Genomic DNA, 24,674 nt, shown 5'->3' on the forward strand with positions numbered 1-24,674 from the left:
ATGGTTGAGCTGCTATCCACCTCGCTGTCAAACGGGAGGGTGGCAGCTGTACGCGGGTTGACAGACCGAGATTGTTGGCACTCGGCGCACACGAGGGTGCCCGCACGTACAGCCGCCATAAGCGTATGCACACGGACAACAATCGACGGCCTGTCAAAACCGGTCGCTGAATTGGCAGCGACGGGTCGAGACTAGGACTCACGATTTCCACGTGCAACGAAAAACAGGCGCAGGGATTATCTTTGGGAAATGGCCTACAAGAAAGGGGTTAATTCTGACTATTTGCCCGTCCACCCTAGCAGCATGCAACGCTGGCTGCTCTGTAGATCTCAAAAAGCGTTTCCCTCCCGAATCCCTGTATCCAATTATGTCGCGATGCCAACAAACGGTCCCGAATGGACTTTCGCCACCCAAGCCTTGAAACTGACCCGCTCGCATCTGGCCCAAGGCAGGTCATGGGCTCGGCTGGCTGCTGAGCGTCATGCTCGGCTTGAAGTGTTTCTTGCGGATTTCATGGATGAGATCGGAGCTGGCGGTGCAGGCTGAAGCGCGTGAACGATCCGATTGAATATTGAAAAGGGGGAGATTTCTGGAGCCGCTGACGATATGGTTGATTCTTTTCAAGGACGGATCATGGCCACTTACAGCGTGAACCACTCACAAAAACACCTCGCTGTACTGATTGATGCCGACAACGCCCCGGCCGCCATCGTTGAGGGGCTGTTCGAGGAAATTGCCAAGTACGGTGTGGCGAGCGTGAAACGTATCTATGGCGACTGGACTGGCCCCCAACTGGGTGGCTGGAAAAAGGTTCTTCTCGATTACTCCATTCAACCCATACAGCAATTCGCCTACACAAAAGGGAAGAACGCAACCGACAGCTCGTTGATCATCGATGCGATGGACCTGCTCTACACCCGACGGTTTGATGGTTTTTGCCTGGTTTCGAGCGACAGCGACTTCACTCGGCTAGCTTCGCGCATGCGTGAGGAAGGTCTGACCGTTTATGGGTTTGGGGAGGAAAAAACACCGAAACCATTCGTGGCTGCCTGCGACAAGTTTATCTACACCGAGCTTTTGCGGGAGGAGGTCTTGTCTTCTGCTAGCGAGGAAGTGGCAGTGGAGGTTGATGCTACTGCAGGGGCCGGTAAGCCGAACACAGAAGTAGTCGCTCGTAAAAAGCCCAAAGCTCCAGTTAGCTTTATCAGCAAGATTCTGGACGATCTCGCTGACGAGGAGGGCTGGGCGAACCTGGGGGCGTTGGGTGCCAACATGACCAAGCTCCGACCTGAGTTCGATTCGCGCACGCATGGTTTCAAGAAGCTGAGCGATTTGATCAAGGGACATCCACATGTATTCGAGCTGCAGGCGCGGCCGGTTTCCGGGGGCACGGCTGCGCTTTACGTTCGCCACAAAACCTCCCGCTAGGTTCGGGCTGATGTGCAAGAAGAAATGCCGTACAGCCCGGATCGTGCTCGGCTCAGAGTGACGGCGCTACATAGACAACCCGGTTCCGCCCGCTCTGTTTGGCGGTATAGAGCCCCTTATCGGCGCGTTCCAGTCCGTCATCCAGCATTTCACCCTTGGCGAACAGGGTGCACCCTATGCTCAAGGTTACCTTCAACTGACCACTGGGCAACTGCATCGGCCTGGCCCCCAGCTGTTCACGAACCCGCTCGGCAATCCGCGTCAGCTCTTCGCTGTCTTTAACCTGCAAAATTGCGACGAACTCCTCACCCCTATGGCGCACCAGCAGGTCGTCGGGGCGAAGTGCCGCACGCAGGCGCCGGGCCGCTTCGCACAGCACCTTGTCGCCACCGCCATGGCCGTACTTGTCGTTGATGGCTTTGAAATGATCCAGGTCGGCATAAACCGCCCCCAGATGTAAGCCGTTTACCTCTGCCAATCGCCGTTCATGCTCATCAAAAGCCGTCAGCGCGCCGCGGTTCCACAGTAGAAGGAAACACTGCGCGTCGTCTCGCTTGCCTCAAGCCCTATGCGGGCCTTGAACCACTGTCGGTCCTGATCGATCAGGCTGATAAGCACAGTGTCCACGTGGGCCAGATCCTGGGTGAGCCGTACCAAAGTATCGAGGTAATGCTCGGCGGGCGTATCGACCAGGTTCATGTCATCGAGCGTGCGCTGGCGCAGCGCTTCGTCAGCGGGTAACGGGCAAGCTGGCATCGTTGATTCTCCATTCCTTGGTGAGTTGCTTGTGCACCCTGGCAGTTACATGTTCTCTATCCGTCGAAACAAGCACAGCATAGGCGATGGCTAGAAGCCATGCGCTACAGGGCTGGCCGGGAATTTCTTGTCGAGTGTGTGATTTCTCCCGGCCAACCTTCGTCAAGAATGCTACCCCCTTAGCCGTCGCCTGGGGGACTGATACAGGGCCTTCCATGCAAACGCTGTTGAACGAGATTCTCGAAGAAGTACGTCCCTTGATCGGCAAGGGCAAAGTGGCTGACTACATTCCTGCGTTGGCCGATGTGCCTGCGAACCAGTTGGGTATCGCAGTCTATGGCAACGATGGCAGCTATTACTGCGCAGGCGACGCGCTGGTGCCGTTTTCGGTACAGAGTATTTCCAAGGTGTTCAGCCTGGTTCAGGCGATTGGCCACTCCGGGGAAGCCATTTGGCAGCGGCTTGGCCATGAACCTTCCGGCCAGCCGTTCAACTCGCTGGTGCAGCTGGAGTTCGAGCGCGGGCGGCCACGCAATCCCTTTATCAACGCGGGGGCGCTGGTGATCTGCGATATCAACCAGTCGCGCTTCGCTGCCCCCACGTTGTCGATGCGCGATTTCGTACGGCGGTTATCGGGCAATCCGCACATCTCGATCGATGCCCGCGTTGCCGATTCGGAGTACCAATTCCGCGCGCGTAACGCGGCCATGGCTTACCTGATGCAGTCGTTCGGCAACTTCCATAACGAGGTGGAGACGGTGCTGCGCAGCTATTTCAGCTATTGCGCGCTGCAAATGAACTGCCTCGACCTGGCCCGGGCGTTCTGTTTCCTGGCCAACGATGGCTTCTGCAAGCACAGCGGTGAGCAGATTTTGACCCCGCGCCAGACCCAGCAGGTGAACTCGATCATGGCCACCAGCGGGCTGTATGACGAAGCAGGGAACTTCGCCTACCGGGTGGGGTTGCCGGGCAAGAGTGGGGTAGGGGGCGGGATTGTGGCCATCGTGCCGGGGCAATTCACGGTGTGCGTGTGGTCGCCGGAGTTGAATGCTGCGGGTAACTCTCTGGCCGGGATGGCGGCGCTTGAACTGCTCAGTTCGCGGATTGGCTGGTCGGTGTTCTGATTGGCGGGCTTGCTCGTTGGGCAAGGCGGCGGTGTGGCGGTTCGGTTTACCTGCGAAGAATGCAACGTGGTGTATGGCACCGGCTGCGCCGGTGTTCGCGGGTAAACCCGCTCCCACAGGTACTGCGGCTGCCTTGAAGACTGGGGTGATCCTGTGGGCGTTCACGCTTGCCGGTGATGGGCCGCAAAGCGGCCCCTCCATCTCATGGGGTTACGATCGAGTGGGGCGTTCAATTGCCCGTGCGGGGATCGGGGTCGACATCACGATGGATGTTCGCGTCTCTCCATAGATGTTGATCTTTTCGATTAGCTGCTCCAGATCGCTCATGCTGGCGGCGACTACACGGAAAATGTAGGAATCTGCTCCTGTTATGTGATGACACTCCAGCACTTCCGGCATCGAACCTAGCAGCTTGAGGAATTTTGCCTTGGCCGGTTGGGGGACTGTCATGGCTAACATGGCCCCAACCAGATAGCCCGCTTTTATCGGGTTGACCCGCGCCGCATAGCCCTCGATCACTCCCTCTTCCTCAAGGCGCCTGACACGCTCGGTGACGGCTGGCACCGAGAGGTGGACCTGCCGTGCAAGCTCTGTATAGGTCATGCGACCATTGCCCTGCAGGCGATCAAGGATTTTCCAGTCAATGTCATCCATGTGGCTTAATTCCTTAGGCAAAAGACCAATCTTCCTTAGAAAACCCATTCTGCCCCACCCAAGCTATGCCTACCATGCCTCCATGATCGATGCGTACCGTATGGAGGGGGCTCATGTTGTTCATCAAGGCGCTTGTCATTGGTTTTTCCATCGCTGCACCAGTCGGCCCGATTGGCCTGCTCTGCGTTCAGCGCAGCCTGAAGCGTGGCTTTCGTTCAGGGCTTGCGACAGGGTTAGGGGCTGCAAGCGCCGATACCCTCTATGGGTTGCTCGGGGCAATTGGCATTACCGGGGTAGCCCTGTCTGCACCGTCGCTGGCAACCTTTCTGAAGGTGGTTGGTGGGGCGTTTCTGATGTGGCTGGCCTGGGGTATTGCCCGCGACGCGCGGAAAGCCAGGCATGCAGCAGAGGTGGCAGCCTCTACGGCAGTCACTCGCGACTTCCTGACCGCGTTCGGCTTAACCCTGTCCAACCCCATGACAATATTGGCGTTCATTGCCATTTTTGCGGCACTCGACCCGCTGGCCGGCGAGCCACAGGCGGGTAACGCGATGTGGGTTGGCACTTTCTCGATGCTGGCTGGAATTTTTTTGGGCTCTGCTGCGTGGTGGCTGTGCCTGAGTGGGCTAACGGCGGCTTTGCGCAGGAAGATGCCGGTCTCGTTCATGCGGGCCATCTCTGCAATGTCCGCAGTCGCTATCGGCACCTTCGGCTTTGCCCAGGTGGTCAGCGGGTTGCGCCTGGTCTTGTAGCTGATGTCGAACCCATGCCGACTGCAAGCCACTCAGCGCGTGTCATCTCCCATATTTCGACGCGCATCGGCCCGCAGACAAAATCACCGTCTCGCACGCCTACCATGCGCATCCCCTCGTACTCTGAGACCCTGCGGGACGCGTGGTTGGCAAGCGCTTTGGGAACCTGCATGAGCGGACGCGACAATGTCTCGAACCAATACGCATTGATGACCCGGCACGCTTCACGCATGTAGCCTTTTCCCCACCACTGCGGCGCAAGCCAGAAGCCTCTGTTGTTACCAGGCTGTTCAAACAGGCTGATGCTGCCAATGGTGCACTCGGTGTCGTTGCGCAGGCGGATCATCCAGTGCCATTCACGACCCGCTGCCATGGCCGGCAGGGCGACATCGCGCACATAGACCAGCGCGCCATCTTCCGGGTACGGCCATGGCACACGACGATCCAGGTAGCGCACTACCTCCCATTGGGGGAACAACGCCTGGATGATGGGTGCATCCTGCAACTGGAGTGGCGTGAGAACAAGACGATCGGTGAACAGCGTCGGAAGGCGATCCATGGCATTCGTTCCTGGGCATCCTTTTTGGGGCTTTTAATGGTCTGTGATGGATCCGTTCGTGTCGAGCGTTCACTGCCCTGTGGCCTGCGCTGTGGCGTAGAGAACCGAGTTGCCAAGCAGTTCGCGTACCCTGTGGGAGCGGCTTTAGCCGCGAACAATCCAACGCGGTGCATGGCACCGGCTGTGCCGGTGTTCGCGGCTAAAGCCGCTCCCACAGTGTCCCTGCCAATCCAATGAGTCATGTGCAGTTCCATGACAAAGCAGCCCCAATGGAGACAGCCCGCAGGCTGGTGAATCAGCGCTGGCGCAATACGCTAGCCAGCCCAACAGTCAATACCACCGCGCCAAGCATGGCCAGGCTGATGGCAATTGCGACACCCCAGGCATCGAGCAGCCCTGCCAACACCAGATAAAACGCTATTACCCCCACCGCCCCGATCGCATTGCCCCGCACCATCGCCGCCATCCCGGCCCGGCCGTTCTGCACATGGGCGAATACCACCAGCGGCCAGGCAATCACCGGGATCGGCGCCAACATCCCGCTGGTCGCCGGGCCCAGCCAGTTAGCCAGGCTGGTAGTCACCATCAGCAGGGACGTGGCAGACACCATGCGCAAGGGGATCTCCCAAAACCGATGCCGGGGCCGGGCCAGGGTGTCCGGCCTGGGCTCGCGGCCGCTGGCGCGTATCAGCACGCCTATCAGCACCAGCGCCACGGCAATCGACAGGTACAGGTTGCCCCCGTGGGTAAACGCATAGGCCGCCAGGCCATAGAACAGCATTGCCAGCAATACGGCCGGGGCAATGCCGAGCCTGCGTGTGGCGAACAGGTAGAAGGTATACGTAGCCTGCACCGCCGCCAGGCCGCCCAGCGCGGCGGGTACCGCACTCAGGGCGAAGGCCGTGCCCTGTTCCAGGCACAGGAAGGTCATTACCAGCGCCGAGGTGATCGGCAGGCCGGACAGCAGCCCGCCCAGCAGGCCACCCCAGCGTCGCGAGGCGAGGGAGATGGCCCACATCAGCAGGGGGGTGACGATGAGTTTCAGGTAGAACAGGGTCATTGCGGGTGTATCCAGGCTTGATGAAGGTGCGCCCGCCGTCGGCACTGGATGGGGCGCAGGTGAATCAGCCGCGGCTGGCCTCCAGGGCCTGGGCCAGGTCGGCGATGATGTCGTCGCTGTGCTCGATGCCGATCGACAGGCGCACCATGTCCCGAGGTACGCCGGCCTTTTCCAGTTCCTCGTCGTTGAGCTGGCGGTGGGTGGTGGAGGCGGGGTGGCAGGCCAGCGACTTGGCATCGCCAATGTTCACCAGGCGCACCACCAGCTGCAGCGCATCGATGAAGCGCGCGCCGGCCGCCTGGCCGCCCTTGATGCCGAACGACAGGATCGACGCCGGCTTGCCGCCGGTGTAACGCTGGGCCAGTTCATGCTCGGGGTGGTCGGGCAGCCCGGCGTATTTCACCCACGCCACCTGTTCGTGGGCTTGCAGGTAGCGGGCGACCTTCAGCGCGTTCTCGGTGTGGCGCTCCATGCGCAGGGCCAACGTTTCCAGGCCTTGCAGGATCAGGAAGGCGTTGAACGGCGACAGCGCCGCGCCGGTGTTGCGCAACGGCACTACGCGGCAGCGGCCGATGAAGGCGGCGGGGCCGAAGGCTTCGGTGTAGGTGACGCCGTGGTAGGACGGGTCGGGGGTGTTGAGCAGGGCGAAGCGCTCTTTGTTGTCGGCCCAGGGGAATTTGCCGGAGTCGATGACGATGCCGCCGATGCTGGTACCGTGGCCGCCGATGTACTTGGTCAGCGAGTGCACGACAATATCCGCGCCATGCTCGAACGGCCGGCACAGCACCGGGGTGGCCACGGTGTTGTCGACGATCAGCGGCACGCCGTGACGATGGGCGGCCTCGGCCAGCGCGGCGATATCGACGATATTGCCGGCGGGGTTGCCGATGGACTCGCAGAACACCGCCTTGGTGCGCTCATCGATCAGTGCCTCCAGGGCGGCGATGTCGTCATGCGCGGCAAAGCGGGTGTGGATGCCCATGCGCGGCAGGGTGTGGGCCAGCAGGTTGTAGGTGCCGCCGTACAGCTTGGCCACCGAGACAATGTTGTCGCCGGCCTCGGCGACGGTCTGGATGGCATAGGTGATGGCGGCCATGCCCGAGGCCACCGCCAGCGCACCGACCCCGCCCTCCAGGGCGGCCATGCGCTGCTCGAGCACATCGTTGGTGGGGTTCATGATGCGCGAGTAGATGTTGCCGGCCACTTTCAGGTCGAACAGGTCGGCGCCGTGCTGGGTGTCGTCGAAGGCGAAGGAGGTGGTCTGGTAGATCGGTACGGCCACTGCCCGGGTGGCCGGGTCGTGGCTGAAGCCTGCGTGGATGGCGAGGGTTTCCAGCTTCATGCAATCGTTCCTTGAGCGTGGGTGGAGCGATCGAGCATGTGGCGCAGGGCGGGTGTGGGTCAAGCGTGAACGTGCGATGGGCTGCCCGGCAGCAGCCCATCGCATCGACGGGCGCGCCTACTCGTCCTGCCGGCGCACGTGCATCACCCACTGGCCTGCATACCAGGCGCCGCCTACCGCGATCAGGCCCGCCACTGCGCGCCAGTCACGGAAGAACAGTCGCATCGCATTGATGGTGGGTGGTGCGTCGCTGCTGCGGACGAAGATGCGGATGCGCGAGGGTTGTGGGGCGGGATCGGTCTCCACGCCGTCTCGTGGCGACAGCGACGCTGGGCTGAGGCCCTCCTCGATGATCAGGTAGTCACGGCCCTGCTGCACCACGCGGGCGTTGATTTTCTCCTTCTTCAACTGCTCGACCAGCCCTTTGGTGACGCTTTCGATCTGTCGATCCACGGTATGGATGAAGTCCAGTAACTGGGCGCCACTCACCTTGGGCTCGGCGACAAACGCCAGCGGGCCGGCATAGAGGGTGGCGATATCAATGGGTTTGTTCATTTTCAGCTCCTTGCCGAATCCGGCGACAGCAGGCCGGCGCGCTGCTGCGCGCCGGCCGCGGGCTCAGGCGTGTTCGAGAACCCTGCCAAGGCGTTCCTGGCGGGCAGCGATCAACCGTTGGGTAGCCTCGTAGGACACCTTGCTCACCTGGGTGTAGGTGAGCGTCAGCTTGATATTGGCGCCATCCATGCTCGCAGTAGCTGTTGCGCAGTTCATGCCGCTAGGGAACTGGATTTCCATCGGGCCGACCACGACGTTGCTGCTGATGACTTCACCCAGCTGTACCTTCTGGAACAGCCCCAGGTAATAAGTGGGCGTCACCTTGAACTGGGCCTGGCCACCACCGACCACATCCGGCTTGAACACCGAACCCTGGCCGCTCATGCCGATACCCAGGTTGGCGGGCAAGTTCGATTTGTTGTTGATCTGGATGCTGTCACCGGGTGCCGAGCCGCTACCCAGCACCAGTTGCTGGACGTTGTCCTTGAACACGCAGTCCCAGACTGAACCGAGCTGCGTCGACAGCGTCTGGCTGGCCTTGTACACCCCGACGCCACCAACCTGCCGATAGTTGGCGATCACCACGTTGTAGTCGATGGTCCACTCCACCCCGCTGAAACCCTGGGTGGGCACAGTGGTCTGCTTCCAGGACACGCTGTCGAGCCCTACCGAGCTTGGCAAGGTCTGGTAGACCGCGAGGGTCCAGGTATCGTTGGTCTGGTTGTCGAAGTCTACATAGTAATCAGTGCTCATGATGCTCTCCTTGTCATGTGGGCCGGGCGTGAGGGGTCACGCGGTCGGCCCAGTGACAGGAGCATCGATCATGCCAGGCGGATGATTTGTTTCTTTTCAGTCGGTTAGCCCGGACGGCAGCGGTTGGGGTGGACGTTTTCGTCCACCCCGGGGTGTTGCTGGCGGACGCATCCGGCCGTTTCAGCCAAGGGTTGCCTTGGCGTAGCACAAGCGGCTCGGGCGCACCTTCATCCGCACCAGTGACAGCAGGAAACCGAACCCGCACTGGTTGGGGTCCAGCACCGGTACGTAACAGCCCAGGTCCTGCTCGATAAGCTGCGACAAGCGCTCAGCGACCCCCATGAAGCCGGTACAGCCGAGCAACAGCGCCTGTGCTCCATCCTCGTTGATCGCCGCCAGGCCAGCTTGCAACGACTTGATCAGCACAACCTCGACATCACCCAACTGCGCCACCGGGCAGTCGATGGCGCGGATCGAGGCAAAATTGATGCTTTGGCCATAATTGGCCACATGGCCGCGTTGCAGGGCCAAGGTACTCTGCAGGATGGTGATGATGGAAAACCGCTGGCATAGCCCCAGGGCGCTGAAGGCGGAGGTGGGAAAGCCGCCAATGATCGGGATGTCGATCACTTCGCGGGCAGGCTCCACGCCGCACATGTCGAAATCGCTCAGCCAGATGCCGTCGAACCCCTGCTGTTCAAGGTGCTGCGCCAGGTGTACTACCGCCAGGGCGTTCTCGGCGAGATTCAGCCGGTTCTGGATACACGGGTTGCCCTGGTCGATGTTGAACACCTGCACCTCGACATCCGGCGGTACCACCGGGGCTATCGAGGCCAGCAGACCTTCGTTGTACGCGCTGCTGTTGACCGGCGCGAGCACCGCAATGCGCAGGCTCATGGGCGTAACTCCTGCAGTTGCTCGATGCTTCGGTAGGCGCCCAGGTAGCCCAGGTCTGCCAGCAATTGCGCGAAGCTCCACGCGATCAACCCACCCGCTTGGCGCAGCGGCGCCGCCGCCTGCCAGCCGATCAGGCAGGCACCGCGCCCGGCATAGGCCGGGTCCAGCGAGCCATCGGCACGCACCAGGTCGCCGTTGGAGGCCAGCGCCGGCCCCGCGCCTTCGAAGAACCAGGCAATGCTGTCCGGGGCCATGGCCAGTGGTTGCGGCTGGTGCTTGTCCCACAGCAACAGCGACTCGTTCTCGTAGCACAGGCGCAAACTGCCTTCGTCGCTGTCCAGGTCGATGCGGCCGATGTCAAAGCCGCCCTGGGTAGTGACGCCAGCGTGCGTCAGGCGCGCGTTGCGAGACAGGCAGCGGGCCGGCAGGCCGTGCTGGCCAAGCCAGTCGAGCACGGCCTGGCATGTGTGCAACTGCCCGGCAGCCAGGGCTCTGCCCAGCGCCAGCGCGCGGCTGAGGGTGCCGCGCAGCGGCAGCGCGGAAGGCAGCTGGGCGGGGCTCATGCACCATAACGCCAGGCCGCCGAACTCACCGAACGCCGGTGAGCCGACCACCGGGCGCAACATTTGCTCGGCGATCACATTGGCGTTTTCTGCGTATCCCTGGGTGCTGGCCGGCGGCGTTACATTCAACTCCACCACCAAGCCCTCCTGGCTGACCACGAACGCCGGCCGCGGCGATATGCCGGCAGCAGCGAAGGTGAGCATCGGCAATGAGGGCACCGCGCGCCCGGCGCCGTCGGCATCCACCACCGCCAGCCCCAGCTTGGCGGCGGCCAGGCACGCGACCAGAAAGCCCAACGCGCCGCTTTCCGGTGGCACGATATAGGCAAGCTGGCGGCCCTGCTCATGCAGGCGCTGGCGCAAGCATTGCAGGGCCTGGATCGGCCCGAGGGGGTACTCGCAACGCCCGATCGTCTCCGGTGCCCCCATGTACGCCACTACTGCGGCGTCACCGGCACAGGCTTCGTCCACCGTGACCACCGTGACCCGGTCGCGCGGGTAGAAATCCCCGACCTTGAACGCGGCCAGCAAATGCCGGGCCGACGCCAAGGTGCCACCACCACCACTGCCAAAGAAACAACCACCATCGATCAACGCGTGCAGATCCTTGTGCTCCAGCTCAAAGGCCATGATCTTGCTCCTGCTCTCGGGTTGAGGGGTTCAGCTCGCCAATCGTGCCAGCCAGCTACGCACAGTGCTGGCGGGCGGGTAGTCCAGTTGCGGGTCGAGACCGCGTAGCGCACGCACCAGGATCGACTGCACCTGGGCGCCACGCTCGCTGCGTTCGAGCAACCGGGCCAATTCCACGGCGGCGTGCAGCCGCGCCGGCACCACGCCGAGGGTCAGCGCGGTGGACAAGGCGACGCGCAGGGTCGCCTCGGCTTCGTGGTCGTCGCCAAGCGCCAGCAGCGCCCGGCCGCGTAACAGCATCAGTTCGCACAGGTAGGCGCGCTCTTGATGGTCCTGAGCCAGATCGAGGGCGACATCCACCAGCTCCAGGCAGGCCTGCGCACGCCCGGCCAACAGCAGCACTTCGCCGCGCTTCCAGGCCTGGAAACCATGGAACAGCAGGCCGCCGTTACGCAGCACATGCTGCTGGTAGCCTTCGGCAATGGCCTGTGCACCGGCTTCGTGCTCACCCGATATGCCCTGGTGATAGCCGCGCAGGATCATGCCCACGCCCCGGTAGAAGGAGAACTCGTGGCGTGCACTGAGCAGCTCCAGCTCGCGGGCCTGGCGCCCGAGTGCATCGCGCTCGCCCAGCACGGCGGCGAGCCAGGCCGCGCCCTGCAGGGCGACCGCGCGGTTGAAGGGGTTGTCCACCGCCTGCTCGGCGCGAGCCTGCAAGCGGACCAACGCTTGGCGCGCCTGGCTGAACAGGCCCAGCTCGAAGGCGGCCAGGCCTTCGAACGTGCGGGCCAGGCCGACCAGGTCCAGCCCTTGGTTCGATGGCCAGTTGGCCTGGTCGTCCTCCAGCAGCCTGCCGCGCGTCAGGCAGGCCAGGCTTTCCTCGAAATCGCCGAGCCAGAACAGGGTGTTGGCCATGGCCAGGTGGGCCTCGATGCGCAGTGCCTCGCTACCGGCGATCTGCGCCTGCTGCAGCATCTGTTGTGCCGCAGCGCGGGCCTCGGCCAGTTCCAGGCCCATCAACAGGGTGGTCCAGAGCCCGAACGACACCGACGCCATTTCCTGCGCCTGGCCTTGGCGCGCGGCCAAGGCCTGGGCGTCCCGGTAGCTGGCCAGGCTGGTGATGCTCAACCAGCCTTCAATACTGCGAAAGCTCACTCCCAGCAGCCGGTGCAACTCGAATTGCAACCGCCACAGGTCTTTGCTTTCGTAGACCCGCTCGGCCACCTCCAGGCCCTTTTGCAAAGGGCCCAGGGCGCCGCGAAAGTCGGCGCCGGCGATCAGTTTGCGGCCTTCGGCCAGGTAGCGCTCGACGGTCAGGCGCAAGTCCTGGCGCAGCCTGACCCGCCGCTCGATCACCTTGCGGTTGACCCCCAACAGCTGCGCCGCAGCACTCTTGTTGCCGTTGCAACGGTGCAGCGCATGCTCAATCAGCAAGGTCTCCACTGCCGCCAGTTTGTCCGGCCCCGCAAGCCCGAGCAGGGCTTCGGCGAGCTCCCCGGCCAGCGCAGTGGCGGGCGAGGGCGGTGCCAGCAATTGTTCGAGGGTTTCCCGATCGACCAGTGGCGACGGCGCCAAGGTGCCGATGCGATCGATTGAATTGCGCAGCTCGCGCACATTGCCGGGCCAGTCTCGCTGGCACAGCAGCTCCAGCGCTGCTGCATCGAAGCGCAGCGGTCGCCGTTGCTGACGGCAAAAGTGTTCGATCAGGTCCGGGATGTCCTCACGCCGCTCGTTGAGCCCCGGGAGCTCGAGTTCGAACACCGACAAGCGGTAGTACAGGTCTTCGCGAAAGCGCTGCTCGGCCACCAGGCGCTTGAGGTCACGGTGGGTGGCCGCCACCACCCTGCCGCGGAAGTGCCGGCTCTCGCTGCTGCCGAGCGGCCGGTACTGCCCGGTTTCCAGCACCCGCAGCAGCTTCGGCTGCAGGGCCAGGGGCAATTCGCCGATTTCGTCGAGGAACAGCGTCCCGGTCCCGGCCATCTGCAGATGGCCAATGCGCTCGCCAACCGCGCCGGTGAACGCGCCGCGGGCATGGCCAAACAGCTCGGACTCGAGCAATTGCTCGGGGATCGCCCCACAGTTGAGGTCGATGAACGGTTTGCCTGGCGCGCTCAGGCGGTGCAGTTGCTGGGCGATGACTTCCTTGCCGGCGCCCGTCGGGCCGAAGATCAGCACCGGCCGGTCGCTCTGCGCCACCCGCCGCAGCAAGGCTTGCAGCGCCTGCATGGCGGGCGAACGGCCAGGCACGCCGTCCTCGCCGCCCGGGGGCGTGGTGAGCAGTGGCTCCATGAGAATCCATCCTCGTAGGGGTGAGCCAGGCAATGAGGTATAGCAGAACGACGCGAGCGCTGCTGTGTGACCGGGTGGCCACCGGTCAGAACGTTGTAGATTGCGCGGTTATCGGGTTGCTTCGGATGCCGGCTTCACGCCCTGAAGCTAGCAATAGGTGATCTGAGAGCACTTACACTGGAAGTGACGACACCATTGCCTCGGTTGTCGAAGGGGCCAAAGTTGCTCGTGCGGCAAAATACTATCACTGAGCCGAGCGAAGCAGGGTAGCCCTTCAGCGTTGCCAATGCTGCTATCGCAGCCCTTACCTACGCTTGCCGAAGCCGGCATAAATTGGCAATCTGTGCGTAATATCAAAAAGATATCATGCAGTGCTCCACGCCCTGTGCATGGACGCTTCGACAAAAGGGATTGCCCATGCCGCACGCTGTAAAAACGATCACCCGGGCGCTGGACGAAGCACGCGCCTTGATGGCTGATTTGGTCGTTCCAGAAGGGGCCAGTGATGCTGATACATTGGGTGAGCTCGTCGGGGTGCTGGATAACCGTACCCTGAACAACGCCATGCGCACGCTGTCTGCGCCGTTCCACCAGGGGATCAACCGCAAGCTTCTGGCCCCGCGCTACAAAGTCGCCCTCGACCTGTTGCACAAATACGGGGTAATGGTTGACCCAAGCTCGCTCAGCGATGAAGCCATCGAACGCCTCTATCCGCGGGTCAACTACCCCCGCTTCAGCTACGGGCAGACCTTGCGTGAATGGAGCGACGCGGTGCTGGGGGAAGGCGAGCAGGTGCAGTTCTTCCTGCCGCAGGCACCGCGGCGCAATACGCACTTGGCTACCGTGCAGTTTCTCAGTGATGACATTCGCGAGCTGACCGATGCACTGGTCAAAGCCGCCTGCCCGGCGGATGAGGCAGAGGCGCAAGCCGCTGTCGAGGACAGTGCCTATGAGCCGCAAGTGCGAGCGGCAACACCCTCGGATTTCGCTGCCGAGGCACAGGACATTACCTCGGGTGCGCGGCGTGGCATCAACACCCTTATTGCCCTGGCTGAGGAAGCCGAGGAGCGCTGGTCGCCCGCCATGCGTGAATGCATTGCTGCAGTCAGGAAGGATCACGAGCGGGATGATGAGGCCGACACGCTGGAGGTGATGGTCGAGTTGGTCGACCGCCTCGACAGGCTGGCCCGCGAAGCCCGCAAGTTGCTGCAAGAGCGCGGCACGGCCGTAAACTGACGGCTGGCCGCTTTGCTGCCCTTCGCGACGGTTCGGCGCCCCGACTTGCCCGCTTCCACAGGTGTAGTGCCGGAACCAGAAGTGCGCGGTTCCCCTGGGAGCGGGCAAGTCGGGACGCCGAACTCCTCACCATCTGCTGCGCTAAGGGATTGACCTCTAGTTTCTCGAAGTGCTTGCCCGGCATTCAGCTCTTCAGGTGCCTGCGATGACAAATCAGCTCGAGTGCGCTAAACGTCACACTACTGTGGCTCGTAAGCTGACATTTCGGTGCCTCTGCGTAGGCGTTGAACGGCGACAGCGCGGCACCGGTGTTGCGCAATGGCACCACGCGGCAGCGGCCGATGAAGGCGGCGGGGCGGAAGGCTTCGGTGTGGGTGACGCCCTGGTAGGACGGATCGGGGGTGTTGAGCAGAGCGAAGCGCTCTTTGTTCTGGGCTCAGGGGAACGTGCCGGAGTCGATGACGATACCGCCATCTGCTATCCAGCCTGAGGGGACTTAAGGAAAAAAGAGCGCAGTTTCGGGCTACAAAAAGTTTGGTGTATTACCACGTAAATGCCTGAGACCGCTGGCCTGAGTTGCTGCCTGGGTGACAAGCCGTATCTGTTCGGGCAGGATATGAGTAATGGCTAATTGCCTCTAGGTATGGATAACCGGAAGCCTGTATTGGCTTCCACGCATGGGGGTGAGATGCAGCAGCTCTGGCATGACTTGGAAGTCTTCCTGCAAAAGCACAGTCCGCGGCAATTCGCTGACCTCAATACTTGCGCGTCGGTTGCACAAATATCAGCACTGCAAGACCAATTGGGCGTGACGTTACCGGCTGACTTCGTGCAATGCCTGCTGCGACATGACGGTCAACAGGGCAAAGCAGAAGGGCTGTTCGAGGGCTACGAATTTCTTTCGTCCCGCAAGATCATTCTGGAATGGTGTGCGCTGCGCCGTTTGCTCGACCACGGCGACTTGGACGAGCCACTTGATAGTCCCGATCCGGCTGTACTTCATACATGGTGGCACCCGTGCTGGATCCCTTTTGCTGCCAACGGCGCCGGTGACAACCTCTGTCTCGACCTTGCTCCAGCCGCCGCAGGAGCCCACGGTCAAATCATCAGCTATTCCCATGAATTCCCTCGTCGATCGGTGAAGGCAGCCAATTTCACCGTTTGGTTCGAGACTTTAGTCAATCGCATGCGTGCTTGAGCCTCCATGGAAATGACCCTTACCGAAATGCGCGAGCAGCGCCTGCAAAAACTGTTCGATGATTGCCAGCAACAAGTCATCGGGCAAATCATCGGGCCGTTTGGTCTTTCTACGGCGATGTTTGAGGACAAGAGCGGCGGAAATGTCACCACGCTGCACAACTTCTCCCGTGGCGATGACGATTACATCGCCACTGACTCCGACAAGGCGCTGCATGCGCATTCGAAAACCGAGTACAGCGAAGAAGTCCGTTCCCAGTACGAGATCAAGACTCAAAAACAAGCTGAGGCGGCTGGTGGCAAGACTTGGGACAAGAAACGTGACGAGCGGATCGCGAAGGGCCGGGACGACTATACCGGTGCCAAGGTTTCGGCTGATGGCACCACGGTCATGCATACAGGCGAGACGGTTACCGTAGAGCTGGATCATGTGGTGTCCATCAGTGAAGTCCACCGTACTCCCAAGAATCATCTTGCTTTAGGCGATGTAGTGGTCGACCCCACAACGGGCAAGCAGCAAGTCGACGCTGGGCGTATGCGCAAGATGGTCAATGATGACAACAACCTTGCCTTGACCAACAAGCCCGCAAACGGTTCGAAGAAAGGTCATGATCTTGACGAATGGTCAAACCGTGAACGAAATGATGGGACGACCAATGCAGAGGAGTTTGGGCTCAACCAGAACATGGTCGACGAGGCTTACCAAAAAGCCAGGGCACATGTCGACAAGACTGCCAGCAGTGCTCTGTTCAACAAGCAGGCGGGCGAGTTGCTCAGCACCGGTGGCAAACAAGCGGCGACCATGGGCCTTAAGCAGGCGCTGGGAGTTCTTTTGACGGAGTTGGTCAATGGCCTGTTTATCGAGTTCAAGGTGCTGATCAAAGCGGGGGCTAGTGTGGGAAAGACCCTCTTTGAAGAAATCAAGGTGCGCCTGCAACGGGTAATCGCCTCGGTCATCAAGAAGATTCCGGACGCTGCATCCCAGGCACTTCAAGGGGGTGCCAGCGGGTTCATGAGCAATTTGATCACGTTTTTGATCAACAACTTCCTGTCCACCGCCAAGCGTTTCGTTACTATCATCCGCGACGGTTTGCTGAGTTTGGTCAAGGCAATCAAGATGATCATGTTTCCGCCCAAGGGCATGACGTCTGACCAAGCTCTTCAGGAAGGCCTGAAGATTCTAGCCACCGTTGTTGTGACAAGCGTGGGCTTTCTGTTGCAAGAAAGTGTGGCAACGTTTTTGAAGACGCTGCCGTTCCTGCTTCCGATTGCCGACATCGTCGCAAGTGTGCTGGTAGGCATGCTCACCGGTTTGCTCAGTGCCTTTCTGGCTTACCAACTGGACAACCTGTTCGCGCGCTACCGTTATGCCTACGACGAAAAGCTTCTGGACGCCATCATACTTGATGGGCGCTTGAGTGAACGGCTGGCTGGTGACCTGCTGGTGCAGGCTGAGGTCTCGCTGCAGTCCATCGGTAAATATGCGGAGTCCATCAAAAGCTACGAGGCCACCGAACATTCATTTATCAACGCGGCACAGGCTGCCCAAAGTACATTGTTCAGCCTTGCAGCAAGCATCGAGACGGCCAAGGCGCAGGTCAGCGAAACCCGCGAGATGGTGGCCTATCTGGACGAAACTCAGGTGCTGCTGGATGACTTTTTCAAGACAAGGTAAAGCAATGAGCAGTTTGAAAGGCAAGGAAATCCAGATCGTCACCGCGTTGTCTCAAGCGGATTTGTCAGAGTCGGTAATTGGTGGCAGCTGTGTAAAACAGCTGATTACTGCAGTCGTTGATGCGCAGAATCAGGCCAAGAGCGCCAACGATGCGTTGCAAAAGGCGCGCAGTGAAAAGAGCTCTCAGAATATCCTGAGCAATTGGTGGAACAACACCGAGGACAAGATCAAGGATGCTCAACTCACCCTGAGTACCGAGATTGCTAACCTCAACCGGCACTCATCGCAGTTGCTCATTTTCAACACCGCTGTTTCGAAAGTGCTGTGCGATCAGCAGGATATTTTACTGAGTCAGCAGCAGCGTCTTGAGGCCCAAGCGGCCCAGTTGCGGGCGCAGAATGTTCAAATCCTTGATCAGCAAGAGCAACTGGCGTCCCAACAGCAGGAGATTCGCGCGGCCAACCAAGGGCTACTGGAGGCCAAGGGCCTCACCGCCGCCCAGGCGCGTGACTTGATTGGTTGCGTACAGCGGGTCGAGGCGGCCGAGAAGCGTATTGGCCAGGTCAACCAGGAATTACTGACTGAAATTGGTCGTCAACTCGAAGTTGCGCGCAAGGATGTTGCAGATTCTCTTGCAGCCGCAGTCAACAATCTGGAAGCACGGGACAAGCAGCTATTGCGCATCGCCCATGACCAAAAGCAGAAACTCGCCAGCCATAGCGAAGCGATTGACGGTAAGCTTGATGCCTTCAATCAGGCCTTGCCTGCTCGACTTGAGCATGCGATCAAGCAACACTTGGAGCCCAGCATTGAGAAAACTCAGGCGCTGGAATTGCGCCTGGAGCAACAGACGGTCGAGCAGGCTCGCCTGGCCAAACGCTTGCTGATCAGCTCAACTGTTCTCGGTGTTGCACTCCTTGCAGTCGGCGGGGCAGTGGTATGGTTTTGAAGTAAGCCGACCAGTAGGGGGGGCAGTGTTCGCGGGTGAACCCTACTGCCCATCAGCTAAACAAGTTGAGGCCGTTTCGCGGGCTTGCCCGCTCCCACAGGTGCTGCAATCACATCAAATCGGTGCGATCGAAGTGGGAGCTGGCACGCCGAGTAGAGAGTCCACTGCTGAACGCTCGCGATTCGCCACCCCAAACGGCACATGCACCATCGGCAAATCTCCCGCCGGCGACTGCAAATGGCTGCGCTGGTCATCAAAGAACACATGGGGCTTGAGGATCGACAGTACCCTGGGCTTCTCCATCCCCCCCAGAAAGAAGCATTCGTCCGGCGATACGCCCCAGTCCTTCAACGTCGTCACCACCCGTTCATGCGACGGGGCATTGCGCGCGGTCACGATCGCAATCCGCAGAATCCGTTTGTACGCCGGGTCCTCGGCCAGCTTGCGGTCCTCGAGCATGCGAATCAGCGAAAGCTTGCGGTACAGGTCCGCCAACGGCCCCGGCGAATGCGGGATGCCCTTGCGCGCCCGCTCGTGCTCCTGAAACGCGTCCAGGTTGTCGTCGCGCTTGTACACGCGCTCCGCCTCGTCATCGGCAATCACCCCGTCAAAGTCGAAGGCCACCCGCAATTCGGTGTCGATCTCGTCATCGTAGATGCGCGTCGGCAGTACCCGTCCGGCTGGGTAGTCGGCGTCGATGGCTTTCTGTACATCCTCCTCGTTGGCGCTGAGGAACAGCGAGGCATTGAACGCCGGGATGTACTCGTAGGGCGAGCGGCCCGACATGAACGCCGCGCGGCTGATGTCCAGCTGGTAGTGGCTGATCGAGCGGAACACCCGAAGGCCGGTTTCCGGCGAGTTGCGCGACAGCAGCACCACCTCCACCGGCAACTGCTCGGGGAAGGCCTGGTTGATACTCAGGAAGCGGCGAATGAACGGGAATGCCACGCCCTTGGGGAACGGTTCGTCCAAGTTCTGCTGCTGGTGCTGACGGTAAGCCTCGACGCCCTGGGTCTGGTAGATGTCGTCCGAGACGGTGAGGTCGAACAGCGCACTCGAAGCAACGCCGATGACCAGTTTCTGTTCGATGGGGTAGGGCATGAAACAACTCCTGAGCGTGAGCTGAAGGCAAGTGTACCGTGCGCTTCGCGGCGCTGTCGGCGTCAGATCAGGAGGTAGTCGTTACGCACCACCACCGGCTCATGCGCGCCTTCGACCAGGTGCACGAACTGCCCTGCCACCTGGTCGATCGCCAGGCAATCGTCGACATCCAGCAAGGCATCGGTATGCGGCTTCAGCCAGTCCGCCTGCATGCGTTGCTTGCCCAGGGCCTTGGCCTCGACTTTGCTGTGGGCGGTGACCAGCAGGTAGCGGTGGGCCTCGCCGAATACCTCGCGTTCGTAGCCACCGAGGTTGATGAAGTACAGGCGCAGGGCACCGGGGGCGGGGGCGTCCGGACGCAGCTCGATGCGCTGGCCGTCGACGCCATGTACTTCCAGCCACGAATCGATGTGCAAACCTTTCGGGCTGCCGAACCAGGCCTGGCGCAACTGCGGGTAGGCCTGTTCGAAGGTGTCGGCCTGGGCGAACACCACATCGTGGACTTCGATCTTGGCACCGGGGTGGCGGCCTCCGAGCATGACGACGTAAAGCATGGGCGGTCCTTTGCATGGCGGATGTAAAAGTGCGGCATTGTACTGCCTGATTAGCGGATCCCGCATTCATGGAACTGCACATGACTCCTTGAATTAGCAGGGGCTCTGTGGGAGCGGCTTTAGCCGCGAACACCGGCGCAGCCGGTGCCATGCGCCGCGTTGGATTCTTCGCGGCTAAAGCCCACAGGGTCCGCGGACCGTTTGCCAATTCAGTTCTCTACGCGACAGTGCAGGCCTGACAGTTGCTCCACCAGAAAATCCACGAACACCCGTACCCGCGCTGGCATCGCCGGGCCGCCGACGAACACTGCATGAATCGGCTCGCGATCACCAGGGTTGTACGCCTCCAGCAACGGCACCAGCTGCCCGCTGGCCAGGTCGTCGGCCACGGTAAAGGTACCGATGCGCGCCACGCCGGCGCCGAGCCTGGCCAACTGCGCCAGGGCCTCGCCGCTGCTGCATTCGATATTGCCCGTCACCTTCAATGAGAACACCTGCCCGTCGCGGCAGAACGGCCAGTCGGGGGCGGCGCGGCGGAAGTTGAAGCGCAGGCAGTTGTGGCGGGCCAGGTCCTCCGGCACAAGCGGCGTACCACAGCGCGCCAGGTACTCGGGCGAGGCAACGACTACCTGGCCGGTTTCGCCAATGGCGCGGGCGCTCAACGAGCTGTCCGGCAGGCGGCCGAAACGCAGCGCCACGTCGGCCTGGCCACCGAGAATGTCGGCCACTTCGTCACTGAGGGTAAGGTCGACCAGCACCTGCGGGTAGCGCGCGCTGAACGCTGCCAGCAACGGCACCACGGTCAGCCGGCCATGGCCCAGCGCTGCGCTGACTCGCAAGCGCCCGCGTGGCACGCCTTGGTCGGTGATGGCCTCTTCCACTTCGAGCATGTCGGCCAGCACCCGCCGTGCACCGCGCAGGTACGCTTCGCCCTCTGGCGTGAGGGTGAGCGCCCGGGTGGTGCGCAGCAGCAGGCGGGTGCCCAGGCGCTGTTCGGTGCGTGCAAGGATGCGGCTGACCGCCGATGGCGTCAGGCCCAGCACCCGGGCGGCGGCGGACAGGCTGCCCTCTTGGGCCACCTTGGCGAATATTTCCATCTCTCCGGATCTTCCACTGAAGTCCATTTGTGCCTCTGAAGCAAAGGTGGTTCGCAAAAAAGCAGTCTAGTGCGGCTTGGCTTCGGATCGTAGCATTTGCAGCACAGATAAGGAGTTTGCCATGCGTATCAATCCACCTCTTGTCGCACTCGCCATCGGTGCCTTTGGCATCGGTGTCACCGAGTTCGCCCCCATGGGCATGTTGCCCAGCATCGCCACCGACCTTGGCGTCTCCATCCCGGCTGCGGGGCTGCTGGTCAGTGCCTATGCGATCGGTGTGCTGATCGGCGCACCGCTGATGACCCTGGCCACGGTGAAGGTGCCGCGGCGTTACCTGTTGATCGGGCTGATGGCCATCTTCACCCTGGGCAACCTGATGTCGGCCCTGGCCAGCGACTACGCCAGTCTGCTGGTCGCCCGCGTGGTCACCTCGCTCAACCACGGCGCGTTCTTTGGCATCGGCTCGATCGTCGCGGCCAGCGTGGTGCCGCCCGAGAAGCGCGCCGGGGCGGTGGCCGCCATGTTCATGGGGTTGACCCTGGCCACCATCGGCGGTGTGCCGCTGGCCACCTGGTTCGGTGAAATGCTGGGCTGGCGCACGGCATTCTGGGGCATCGCCGGGCTCGGCCTGGTGGCAATGACCACCCTCTGGTATGCATTGCCCAATGTGCCGTCGCCCCAGGGTGACGGGGCCATGGCCGAAATCCGTGTGCTGGGCCGCGGGCCGGTACTGGCGGCATTGCTGCTGACCGTGGTGGGCTCCAGTGCGATGTTCACGGTATTCACCTACATCGCGCCGATCCTGCAGAGCGAGGCGGCAGCCTCCACCACCTTCGTCACGGCCATGCTGGTGTTGTTCGGTGTCGGCCTGACCTTGGGTAACGTGTGGGGGGGCAAGGCGGCCGACCGCTCGATCGACCGCACCCTGATGCTGTCACTGGCCGTGCTGATTGCGGTGTTGCTGGTGTTCCCGCTGGTGATGGACTGGTCGCTGCCGACTGCGCTGGCGATTCTGGTGTGGGGCGCTGCCAGCTTTGCCCTGGTACCGCCGCTGCAAATGCGGGTGATGGAGGCGGCCAAGGATGCGCCCAACCTGGCGTCGGCGGTCAACATTGGTGCGTTCAACCTGGGTAACGCGATTGGCGCGGCGCTGGGTGGGGCGGTGATCAATGCCGGGCTGGGGTATTCGGCGGTTTCCCTGGCGGGGGCGGCGATGGCAGCGGTCGGCTTGGTGATGGTCTTGATGTTTGCCTGGCGTGGGCGGGCGGTGGCGTTGGGGGAGCGGGCAGCGGTGTGAGGGGCGAGAATGTGGGGCGCTTTGCGCCCCTTTCGCGACGCAAGGTAGCCCAAGGTCCTGCGCCGTTCGTCAATCTGTCGCCATCACGGCGTACCGTTACGGCCATGCAGGTGATAGGCCGGGCGCTCGCTGAGCCGCTCGTAATAATCGCGCACGGCCGGCAGGTGCGGGTGCTCGAACGGCGTTTCGAACCAGCGGTTGACCGACAGGCCAATGGGGATGTCGGCCAGGGTGAACTGGCTGCCGGCCACATAGGCACCGGTGGCCGCCAGCTGGCGGTCGAGAATGTGCATGTAGCGCGCCCAGTCCGCGCAACCGGCGGCGAGGGCCTGCGGGTCCTGGTGGACGGGCGAGTGCCTGACCAGTGACATGAACGCGTAGCTCCAGGAACGGTTGAGGTCCGAGGCCTGCCAGTCGATCCACTGGTCGATCCTGGCCCGCGCCTGCACCTCGCCCGGGTAGAACGCGGTGGCGCCGTAGCGCGTGGCCAGGTAGCGGATGATGCTGTTGGATTCCCAAAGGGTGAAGTCGCCATCCTGGATCACCGGGATCATGGCGTTGGGGTTCAAGGCAAGGAATTCGGCGCTGTCCGTGGGCTTGAAGCCCGATCCCCAGTCTTCGCGCTGGAACGGGACCTCGAACTCGGCGCACGCCCACAGGACTTTTCGTACGTTGATGGAAGAGGCTCTGCCCAGTATCCGCAGCATGGTGTTCGTCCTTGTGTGGGGGAAGTTGATCGTCCGTCACTGCCGGTTGCCGGTCAAGAGCCTGAGCGCTGGCAGAGCGTCCCCTGTGTAGGGTTCTTGTAGTCCATTTCCGAAAGTAAGCCTTTCCACCCCCAAGGTGATTGTGGTGAGACAGGCAGCGCCCTAGTCTCGGCACGCTGGTAACCCCGAGGAATGGACATGGATAAAGATACCCCGAAAGAAAGCAGCAACCTTAATGTCGTGCCCGCAGCAGGCCGTTTTGGCAACGGCGGTACCGAACTGGTGCAGATGAAAGCGCAGCTGCCAATGCGCACGGCGCTGATGGAGGCCTCGAGCATCATGGGCTGTAATACCGAACTTACCCGCAAGGCCATCGACCGGCCCGGCGACCGCAAGGTGATGATGCAGGCCACGTACTACCTGGCAGGCATGGCCAAGGCGCTGATCGACGGCCAGTTGCAGCAGTTGCGCCAGGCACGGGCAGGCGAGCAAGAGCCTTAGTCAGGCTTGCCTGGGGGCCGCGAACTTGGCACCCTTGATCAGTTTGATTCGCCTGTATTACGACAGAAGGAAGTTCGCATTGAGCTGGGACAAGGTGGGGAAACTTCTCGTAGCCGTGCTGCTTGGCCTGATGGTCCTGCTGGCCGTCTATGGGGTGCTCAGGGGCAATCCGCGCCTGGAGGCATCGCTGACCTATGCCTACCTCACCTATCCCAGCCAGTTCAGCGAACGCATCAGCAAGGCCAGCGAGCAGCTCAAGTACGAGCAGTTGCAGGGGCGTATCAACACCATCAGCGAGGGCGGACTGAGCCACGATCAGGTCGAGCGGCTGATCGAAATGGCCCAGGCGCCGTATGCCCAGCTGTTCGCCAAGCCCTTCGAGGCCGGGCTGGTCGACCACCGCACCGGTTTGCTTATCGAGTTGCGTAACAGTGGCGATGCGCAGGTGCGCCAGGTGAAAATCCGCCTGCCGGCGAAAGGCCTGGTGCAGGTGCGCGATGCTGCTGGTAATGACACCATCCTGGAAACCTCCACGATGCAAGCGGATATCCCCGCCATCGAGCCGGGTGGCGTGTGCAAGGTATGGGTGTACTTCGATGCGGACTACTCGCAGATCCGCCAGGGCGGGGTCAGCATCAGTCACGCCGATGGTGAGGCCGATGTGCAGGTGTCCCGCGAGGTCATCGGCTTCCCGGCCTGGGTGGCCCGCTATAGCCGCGAGCTGATGGCGCTGCTGGGCGTATTGGCGGTCAGCGTGCTGGGCCTGGGGTATGCCTGCCTGTCGCGTCGTAGCCCGCGCTAAACGCTTCACCCTAGGAGCAGCCCTGTGCTGCGAAGTGGCTGCTCTGATGGAGCTGCACATCACTCATTGAACTGGCAGGGCCTCTGTGGGAGCGGCTTTAGCCGCGAACACCGGCGCAGCCGGTACGCGCACCGCTTGCGAACGCAGTTTTCTATGCGACAGCGCAGCCAAAGGGCTGGGTGATCTCCTACAGGAA

At 61.8% G+C, this 24,674-nt stretch carries 24 protein-coding genes and 2 pseudogenes; 11 read left to right on the forward strand and 15 right to left on the reverse strand.

The window, feature by feature from the left end; translation table 11 throughout:
* Nucleotides 1-249: 249 nt before the first annotated feature.
* Nucleotides 250-546, forward strand: coding sequence for a hypothetical protein (locus FQ664_RS28270; RefSeq protein WP_256675936.1), 297 nt, complete (start codon nucleotides 250-252; stop codon nucleotides 544-546).
* An 87-nt stretch (nucleotides 547-633) separates the two neighbouring features.
* The gene (locus FQ664_RS13280; RefSeq protein WP_144172343.1) at nucleotides 634-1,428 is read left to right on the forward strand and encodes an NYN domain-containing protein; all 795 of its coding nucleotides are present in this window, start codon (nucleotides 634-636) and stop codon (nucleotides 1,426-1,428) included.
* 52 nt (nucleotides 1,429-1,480) lie between these two features.
* On the opposite strand, the pseudogene FQ664_RS13285 reads toward FQ664_RS13280, so the two are convergent.
* A pseudogene (locus FQ664_RS13285) lies at nucleotides 1,481-2,184 on the reverse strand (GGDEF domain-containing protein).
* A gap of 215 nt (nucleotides 2,185-2,399) precedes the next feature.
* On the opposite strand from FQ664_RS13285, the gene glsB reads away from it, so the two are divergent.
* Nucleotides 2,400-3,308, forward strand: coding sequence for a glutaminase B (glsB, locus tag FQ664_RS13290; RefSeq protein WP_144172345.1), 909 nt, complete (start codon nucleotides 2,400-2,402; stop codon nucleotides 3,306-3,308).
* A gap of 210 nt (nucleotides 3,309-3,518) precedes the next feature.
* Here glsB and FQ664_RS13300 read toward each other — a convergent pair whose 3' ends face one another.
* Nucleotides 3,519-3,962 carry an Lrp/AsnC family transcriptional regulator gene (locus FQ664_RS13300; RefSeq protein WP_144172347.1) on the reverse strand — a complete coding sequence of 148 codons (444 nt, stop codon included), beginning with the start codon at nucleotides 3,960-3,962 and terminating at the stop codon, nucleotides 3,519-3,521.
* 113 nt (nucleotides 3,963-4,075) lie between these two features.
* Here FQ664_RS13300 and FQ664_RS13305 point away from each other — a divergent pair, with 113 nt between their 5' ends.
* Nucleotides 4,076-4,714, forward strand: a complete 639-nt coding sequence (locus tag FQ664_RS13305) for a LysE family translocator (protein WP_144172349.1) — start codon at nucleotides 4,076-4,078, stop codon at nucleotides 4,712-4,714.
* On the opposite strand, the gene FQ664_RS13310 is transcribed toward FQ664_RS13305, so the two are convergent.
* The 8 genes from FQ664_RS13310 to FQ664_RS13345 form a co-directional block, all read right to left on the reverse strand.
* Nucleotides 4,689-5,273: a GNAT family N-acetyltransferase gene (locus tag FQ664_RS13310; protein WP_144172351.1), complete on the reverse strand. Its 585-nt coding sequence runs from the start codon at nucleotides 5,271-5,273 to the stop codon at nucleotides 4,689-4,691. The two genes, FQ664_RS13305 and FQ664_RS13310, sit on opposite strands and share 26 nt — an antisense overlap.
* A gap of 295 nt (nucleotides 5,274-5,568) precedes the next feature.
* Nucleotides 5,569-6,333 carry a hypothetical protein gene (locus FQ664_RS13315; RefSeq protein WP_144172353.1) on the reverse strand — a complete coding sequence of 255 codons (765 nt, stop codon included), beginning with the start codon at nucleotides 6,331-6,333 and terminating at the stop codon, nucleotides 5,569-5,571.
* Nucleotides 6,334-6,397: 64 nt separating this feature from the next.
* Nucleotides 6,398-7,675, reverse strand: a complete 1,278-nt coding sequence (locus FQ664_RS13320) for a bifunctional O-acetylhomoserine aminocarboxypropyltransferase/cysteine synthase (protein WP_144172355.1) — start codon at nucleotides 7,673-7,675, stop codon at nucleotides 6,398-6,400.
* 117 nt (nucleotides 7,676-7,792) lie between these two features.
* Nucleotides 7,793-8,230, reverse strand: coding sequence for a hypothetical protein (locus tag FQ664_RS13325; protein ID WP_144172358.1), 438 nt, complete (start codon nucleotides 8,228-8,230; stop codon nucleotides 7,793-7,795).
* Nucleotides 8,231-8,293: 63 nt separating this feature from the next.
* On the reverse strand, nucleotides 8,294-8,983 hold the full coding sequence (locus FQ664_RS13330) for a hypothetical protein (RefSeq protein WP_144172360.1): 690 nt from the start codon (nucleotides 8,981-8,983) through the stop codon (nucleotides 8,294-8,296).
* Nucleotides 8,984-9,163: 180 nt separating this feature from the next.
* A complete protein-coding gene (locus FQ664_RS13335) occupies nucleotides 9,164-9,880 on the reverse strand; it encodes an aspartate/glutamate racemase family protein (protein ID WP_144172362.1) in 717 nt (238 codons plus the stop codon).
* The gene (locus FQ664_RS13340) at nucleotides 9,877-11,073 is read right to left on the reverse strand and encodes an S-methyl thiohydantoin desulfurase domain-containing protein (RefSeq protein ID WP_144172364.1); all 1,197 of its coding nucleotides are present in this window, start codon (nucleotides 11,071-11,073) and stop codon (nucleotides 9,877-9,879) included. The genes FQ664_RS13335 and FQ664_RS13340 overlap by 4 nt, the downstream gene beginning before the upstream one ends.
* A gap of 30 nt (nucleotides 11,074-11,103) precedes the next feature.
* The gene (locus tag FQ664_RS13345) at nucleotides 11,104-13,362 is read right to left on the reverse strand and encodes a sigma-54-dependent transcriptional regulator (RefSeq protein ID WP_144172366.1); all 2,259 of its coding nucleotides are present in this window, start codon (nucleotides 13,360-13,362) and stop codon (nucleotides 11,104-11,106) included.
* Between the two features lie 417 nt (nucleotides 13,363-13,779).
* On the opposite strand from FQ664_RS13345, the gene FQ664_RS13350 reads away from it, so the two are divergent.
* Nucleotides 13,780-14,598 (forward strand): hypothetical protein, encoded by an 819-nt coding sequence (locus FQ664_RS13350; RefSeq protein WP_256675938.1) that lies wholly within the window; start codon nucleotides 13,780-13,782, stop codon nucleotides 14,596-14,598.
* A 277-nt stretch (nucleotides 14,599-14,875) separates the two neighbouring features.
* Here the strand turns inward: FQ664_RS13350 and FQ664_RS13355 are convergent.
* Nucleotides 14,876-15,070, reverse strand: a pseudogene (locus FQ664_RS13355) (bifunctional O-acetylhomoserine aminocarboxypropyltransferase/cysteine synthase); the annotation flags it as partial.
* Nucleotides 15,071-15,286: 216 nt separating this feature from the next.
* On the opposite strand from FQ664_RS13355, the gene FQ664_RS13360 reads away from it, so the two are divergent.
* The 3 genes from FQ664_RS13360 to FQ664_RS13370 are packed head-to-tail and all read left to right on the forward strand — an operon-like array spanning nucleotide 15,287 to nucleotide 18,419.
* Nucleotides 15,287-15,796: an SMI1/KNR4 family protein gene (locus FQ664_RS13360; RefSeq protein WP_178090989.1), complete on the forward strand. Its 510-nt coding sequence runs from the start codon at nucleotides 15,287-15,289 to the stop codon at nucleotides 15,794-15,796.
* A gap of 6 nt (nucleotides 15,797-15,802) precedes the next feature.
* Complete coding sequence (locus tag FQ664_RS13365) at nucleotides 15,803-17,470, forward strand: hypothetical protein (protein ID WP_144172370.1); 1,668 nt, start codon at nucleotides 15,803-15,805, stop codon at nucleotides 17,468-17,470.
* Between the two features lie 4 nt (nucleotides 17,471-17,474).
* Nucleotides 17,475-18,419, forward strand: a complete 945-nt coding sequence (locus FQ664_RS13370) for a hypothetical protein (protein WP_144172372.1) — start codon at nucleotides 17,475-17,477, stop codon at nucleotides 18,417-18,419.
* 114 nt (nucleotides 18,420-18,533) lie between these two features.
* Here the strand turns inward: FQ664_RS13370 and FQ664_RS13375 are convergent, their stop codons facing one another.
* The 3 genes from FQ664_RS13375 to FQ664_RS13385 form a co-directional block, all read right to left on the reverse strand.
* Nucleotides 18,534-19,520 carry a 5'-nucleotidase gene (locus tag FQ664_RS13375; protein ID WP_144172374.1) on the reverse strand — a complete coding sequence of 329 codons (987 nt, stop codon included), beginning with the start codon at nucleotides 19,518-19,520 and terminating at the stop codon, nucleotides 18,534-18,536.
* 62 nt (nucleotides 19,521-19,582) lie between these two features.
* On the reverse strand, nucleotides 19,583-20,074 hold the full coding sequence (locus FQ664_RS13380; RefSeq protein WP_144172376.1) for a DUF1543 domain-containing protein: 492 nt from the start codon (nucleotides 20,072-20,074) through the stop codon (nucleotides 19,583-19,585).
* Between the two features lie 209 nt (nucleotides 20,075-20,283).
* The gene (locus FQ664_RS13385) at nucleotides 20,284-21,198 is read right to left on the reverse strand and encodes a LysR family transcriptional regulator (protein ID WP_144172378.1); all 915 of its coding nucleotides are present in this window, start codon (nucleotides 21,196-21,198) and stop codon (nucleotides 20,284-20,286) included.
* 94 nt (nucleotides 21,199-21,292) lie between these two features.
* Here FQ664_RS13385 and FQ664_RS13390 point away from each other — a divergent pair, with 94 nt between their 5' ends.
* Entirely contained in the window at nucleotides 21,293-22,468 is a 1,176-nt protein-coding gene (locus FQ664_RS13390; protein WP_144172380.1) for an MFS transporter, read from the forward strand.
* A gap of 83 nt (nucleotides 22,469-22,551) precedes the next feature.
* On the opposite strand, the gene FQ664_RS13395 is transcribed toward FQ664_RS13390, so the two are convergent.
* Nucleotides 22,552-23,175, reverse strand: a complete 624-nt coding sequence (locus FQ664_RS13395) for a glutathione S-transferase family protein (RefSeq protein ID WP_144172382.1) — start codon at nucleotides 23,173-23,175, stop codon at nucleotides 22,552-22,554.
* Nucleotides 23,176-23,373: 198 nt separating this feature from the next.
* Between FQ664_RS13395 and FQ664_RS13400 the strand changes: the two genes are divergently transcribed.
* Together FQ664_RS13400 and FQ664_RS13405 are read left to right on the forward strand one after the other, a co-directional pair.
* The gene (locus FQ664_RS13400; protein ID WP_144172384.1) at nucleotides 23,374-23,676 is read left to right on the forward strand and encodes a DUF3077 domain-containing protein; all 303 of its coding nucleotides are present in this window, start codon (nucleotides 23,374-23,376) and stop codon (nucleotides 23,674-23,676) included.
* Nucleotides 23,677-23,755: 79 nt separating this feature from the next.
* On the forward strand, nucleotides 23,756-24,478 hold the full coding sequence (locus tag FQ664_RS13405) for a hypothetical protein (protein ID WP_144172386.1): 723 nt from the start codon (nucleotides 23,756-23,758) through the stop codon (nucleotides 24,476-24,478).
* The last annotated feature ends 196 nt before the right edge of the window (nucleotides 24,479-24,674 follow it).

Origin of the sequence: Pseudomonas persica (genome assembly GCF_900291015.1) — a bacterium.
Lineage (GTDB): Bacteria > Pseudomonadota > Gammaproteobacteria > Pseudomonadales > Pseudomonadaceae > Aquipseudomonas.